At 73.4% G+C, this 4,544-nt stretch carries 1 protein-coding gene, 1 other RNA gene and 3 pseudogenes; all 5 read left to right on the top strand.

Features of this window, described 5'->3' with window-relative positions; translation table 11 throughout:
* Window positions 1-781, top strand: a pseudogene (locus AOK24_RS19865) (hypothetical protein); the annotation flags it as partial.
* A gap of 137 nt (window positions 782-918) precedes the next feature.
* Window positions 919-1,752 carry a helix-turn-helix domain-containing protein gene (locus tag AOK24_RS19860; protein WP_055721408.1) on the top strand — a complete coding sequence of 278 codons (834 nt, stop codon included), beginning with the start codon at window positions 919-921 and terminating at the stop codon, window positions 1,750-1,752.
* A 10-nt stretch (window positions 1,753-1,762) separates the two neighbouring features.
* Window positions 1,763-2,542: pseudogene (locus AOK24_RS52755) on the top strand (DMT family transporter); the annotation flags it as partial.
* Window positions 2,543-2,657: 115 nt separating this feature from the next.
* Window positions 2,658-3,059: RNase P RNA component class A (gene rnpB / locus AOK24_RS19870), an RNA gene on the top strand.
* 281 nt (window positions 3,060-3,340) lie between these two features.
* Window positions 3,341-4,544, top strand: a pseudogene (locus AOK24_RS19850) (hypothetical protein); the annotation flags it as partial.

Here is a 4,544-nt window from a genome sequence, read left to right as displayed (position 1 = left end):
CTCCTCGGCCACCCCCTCCCCCTTCGCGCTGAGCCCCGACGGGCGCCCGGCGGCGGGCGGGCTCGACCCCGTGGAGACCGAGGACGGCGGCGCCGTGACCGTCGAGGTGGAGGGGCTGGAGAGCAGGGTCACGCCGTTCCCCGTACCCGCCTCGAAGTACTCCGCGCTGTACCCGGTCGCCGGCGGCGGGGTCGTCTGGCTGCGGTGGCCGATCTCCGGCGCGCTCGGCGAGACCTTCGCCAATCCGGACGACACCAGCGAGCGCCCGACCCTCGAACACTTCACCATCACCAAGGCCAAGAAGTCCGAACTCGTCGACCACCTCGACTGGTTCGCGCTCAGCGGCGACGGCACCCGCCTGGTCGTCGTCGACGAGGGCGAGCTACGGGCCGTCCCCTCAACCGAGTTGGGGGACGGCGACTCGACCGTCTGGATCGACCTGCGCCGCATCCTCCACGAGGTCGACCCCGGCGCCGAGTGGCGGCAGTCGTACGAGGAGGCCGGCCGTCTGATCCGCGCCTACTTCTGGGACCCCGGCATGTGCGGCATCGACTGGAACTCGGTCCTGGACCAGTACCGCCCCCTGGTCCAACGCGTCGCCTCCCCCGACGAGTTCGCGGATCTCCTGCGCGAGGTCCTCGGCGAGTTGGGCACCTCCCACGCGTACGTCGCCTCCGCGCGCCGCCTGATGTCCGGCGACCCGGCGTCCGCCGTCTCCGACGACCACCGCACGCGCCTGAACCACGCGTTCACCGCACTGGAGGCCGCCTTGGAAGCCTGAACCCGGCCGGACGGCCAGACGGCCAGACGGCCAGACGGCCAGACGGCCGGACGGCCAGACGCAGACACAGACACGCACGCGGAATACGAGACAGCGACACGGGAGTTGCCGCAACGGACAAGAACGGGGGACGTCGGATGGCTGAGCAGGCGGTATGGACCAGAGCGCGGCTCGGTGACGGCGGGCCGCAGCTCGACCTGCTGACCGCACGGTTCGAGAAACACGTCTACGCGCCGCACGCGCACGACGAGTTCACGGTCGGCGTATGCGTCGGCGGCACCGAGGTGATCGCCTACAGAGGCGGCCACATCCGCACAGGCCCCGGCACGATCGTCGTCCTGGCCCCGGGCGAGACCCACACCGGAGGCCCCGGAAACGCCACCGACGGCTACGCCTACCGCGCCGTCTACGCCGAGCCGGGCCTCCTCACCGAGGGCACCCTCGGCGGCGTACCGCACTTCCGCGAGCCGCTGATCCACGACCCGGAGCTGGCCGAGGCCCTGCGCCGTACGCACGCCGGACTCAGCGCGCACCCCGACCCGCTGGAGACCGAGTCCACCGTCCCCTGGCTGCTCACCGCCCTCGCCCGCCGGCACTCCACCGCGCGCCCGACGGACGACCGCCTGCCCGGAGCCGCCGCCCTCGCGCGCGTGGTGCGCGACCGGCTCGCCGACGAACTGCTCGCGCCCCCGCCCCTGTCCACGCTCGCCGCCGACCTGGGCCTGTCCCGGTACCAGCTGCTGCGCGCGTTCCGTACGACGATGGGCCTGCCCCCGTACGCCTGGCTCGCCCAGCACCGCGTGCACCGCGCGCGGGCGCTGCTGGACGCCGGGGTGAAGCCCGCCGAGGCCGCCGCGCTCGTCGGGTTCGCGGACCAGGCGCACCTCACGCGCTGGTTCCGGCGCGTCCTCGGAGTCACCCCGGCGGCGTACCGCAACAGCGTTCAAGACGACCGGTGGGGGAGGGGGTGAGACTCGGGTCATGACTGCACGTGGCTGGTTCCTGTTCTCCCTGATGGGAGTGGTCTGGGGCATTCCCTATCTGATGATCAAGGTGGCGGTGGAGGACCTCTCGCCGACCATGGTGGTGTTCACGCGCTGCGCGGTCGGGGCGGCGCTCCTGCTGCCGTTCGCGCTCCGTCAGGGCGGCCTCCCGCGCGTGGTGCGCGCGCACTGGCTGCCGATGCTGGCGTTCGCGTGCATCGAGATCGTCGGCCCCTGGTTCACGCTCACGGACGCCGAACGGCACCTGTCCAGCTCGACGGCCGGACTGCTCATCGCGGGCGTCCCGATCGTCGGCGTCGTCCTCGCGCGGTTCTTCGGCGACACGGAACGGCTCGGCGCGCGGCGGATCGCGGGCCTCGCGCTGGGCCTCGCGGGCGTGGGCGTACTGACCGTCCCGCACCTGACCGGCGGGGACGCGCGCTCCCTCGCCGAGGTGCTGGTGACGGTCGTCGGCTACGCGACCGCGCCCCTGATCGCCGCCCGCCACCTCAAGGACGTACCCTCCCTCCACCTCACCGCGGCCTGCCTAGCCTTCGCCGCGCTCGTGTACGCGCCCTTCGCGGCGGCGACCTGGCCCTCCGAGATGCCCTCGGCGACCGTCCTGGCCGCCCTCGCGGGCCTCGGCGTGATCTGCACGGCCATCGCCTTCGTCGCCTTCCTGGAGCTGATCAAGGAGATCGGCCCGACGCGCTCGACGGTCATCACGTACGTCAACCCCGCCGTCGCTGTAGCCGCCGGGGCGCTCTTCCTCGACGAGAAGCTGACCCTCGGCATCGGCGCGGCCTTCGCGCTCATCCTCGCGGGCTCCGTGCTGGCCACGGCCGCCGGACCGAAGCGCGGCGCACGGCCGGTAACATGGTCGACACGGCAGACGAGCCGGGCGGACGGCCGCGTGGTCCCCCTTGGGGGCCCCGAGGAACGTCCGGGCTCCACAGGGCAGGGTGATGGCTAACGGCCACCCGGGGTGACCCGCGGGACAGTGCCACAGAAAACAGACCGCCCGGCGCTCCGGCGCCGGGTAAGGGTGAAACGGTGGTGTAAGAGACCACCAGTGCCCAGGGTGACCTGGGCAGCTAGGTAAACCCCACCCGGAGCAAGGTCAAAAGGAGCGCGGTAGAACGCGCTCTGCGCGGACGTTCGAGGGCTGCCCGCCCGAGTCCGCGGGTAGACCGCACGAGGCCGACGGCAACGTCGGCCCTAGATGGATGGCCGTCGCCCCGAGGCCCGCGAGGACCCCGGGGAAACAGAACCCGGCGTACGGCCCGGCTCGTCTGCCGCTCACCTTTCCCGCAGGTCAGCGGGGTTTTCTGTGGGGCGGGCGCGCGGCGTCCGGGGCGCTGGGGCGCGGTCTTCGGCAGCGCGTGAGCCCGGCCCGTGTGTCGGTGAAGTCGGTTGGTTGCCCCGTTTCTGTCCTGGGTTGTCCGGTCGGAGTCGGTGTGGAGTCGTCCTTTTTCGACGAAGGTTAAGAAAGCGCGGTGGGCCGGCGGAGGACGGGCATAGCCTGAGCCACACGTTGCGCGCGGGTCGGGGCGGCCCGCGATGTGATGGAGGTGCCATGGGTGGGGAACGTCCGCAGCACGACGGGGTGCCGGAGCCGTACGGCGAGCATGCGCTGCTGACCGCGGCGATGATCGCGGACGGCGGTGCCGTACCGGAGGAGGAGCGGCGCAGGCTGCTGCGCTATCTGGAAGCGGTCGTCGCGGCCCGCCCGTCGCCGGTGCATACGGCTGTCGCCTTCAACGCCCTGTACTTCGGGTACGACCTCGCGGGCGAGGGCTACGGCCGCAGCCCCCTGCGCCCGGACGACTTTCCGCTGATCGCGCTCGGTGAGGAGGCGCCCGCGCTGCCGGTCGGGGCCATGGTGCGGATCGCGACGGGGGCCGCGCCGCTCTTCGCCGAGATCGTGTACAAGGAGGGCGCCCATCCGGACGTCGACGCCACGGGGGACGTGCCCGCCTGGGTGTCCGGGGCGCCCGCGGGCGCGGAAGGGCCGGGGAGAGAGGGGGCGACCGCGCGTCGGCGGGAACTCCTGGTGCCCGACCCGCACGCGTTCGGACCCGGCCTCAGCCTGACGGCCGTCCAGCTGCGGCGGTTACGCAGCCACCGGCGGTGGCTGAACGAGGACGGGCACATCGTCGTCGACGCCCGCTATCCGTCGGCGCGGGCCGCCCGGGGGGACGGGCTGGCCGCCTACGCCGACCACCTGCTGACCACCGCACGCGCCCAGCTCCTGAGTCCCCTCGTCCCCGTCTCGCTGGCCGCACTCGCGGGCGGCACCGGGGACGACGTCCTGCGCCCCGCCCTCCTCACGCTGCTGCGCCGGGTACGTGACGTGCTCCGCGCCAGCGAACTGCTGCGTACGTGGGGTCAGTACGCCATCACCGAGGACGCGTTCGCCGCCCGGCAGCGGGACGCGGGCGCCCTCGGCGGCGACGACCTGCGGTCGCTCGGCGCCGACCTGCGCCGCGCGGTCACCCCCGTCCACCGCCGCCACGGCCCCACCGGCCCCGCCACCGTGTACACGGCGATCGGGCCCCGGCTGCGGACGGTCCCCGGCGCCGGGGAACTCCTCACCGGGTTGGGGTACGCCTCGGCGGTGTGCCACGCCAACGCGGCTCTCGCCGACATGGTCCGCGAGGGCAGCAGCCGGGGGCTGTTCCCGAACGGTACGCGGGTTGCGTTGGACGACGCGTTCGAGGGGGGCGGGGTGTGGCGGTCGCACTGGCTCGGCGGGGACGCGCGGCCCCAGCAGCTCGGCG

This window comes from Streptomyces niveiscabiei (genome assembly GCF_001419795.1).
In the GTDB taxonomy this organism is placed as follows: Bacteria; Actinomycetota; Actinomycetes; order Streptomycetales; family Streptomycetaceae; genus Streptomyces; species Streptomyces niveiscabiei.
This window is presented reverse-complemented; position numbering and strand designations above follow the sequence as displayed.

Bases quoted from the DNA above. Each gene is read 5' to 3' on its own strand.
- AOK24_RS19860 (WP_055721408.1), top strand. From the start codon at position 919: ATGGCTGAGCAGGCGGTATGGACCAGAGCGCGGCTCGGTGACGGCGGG.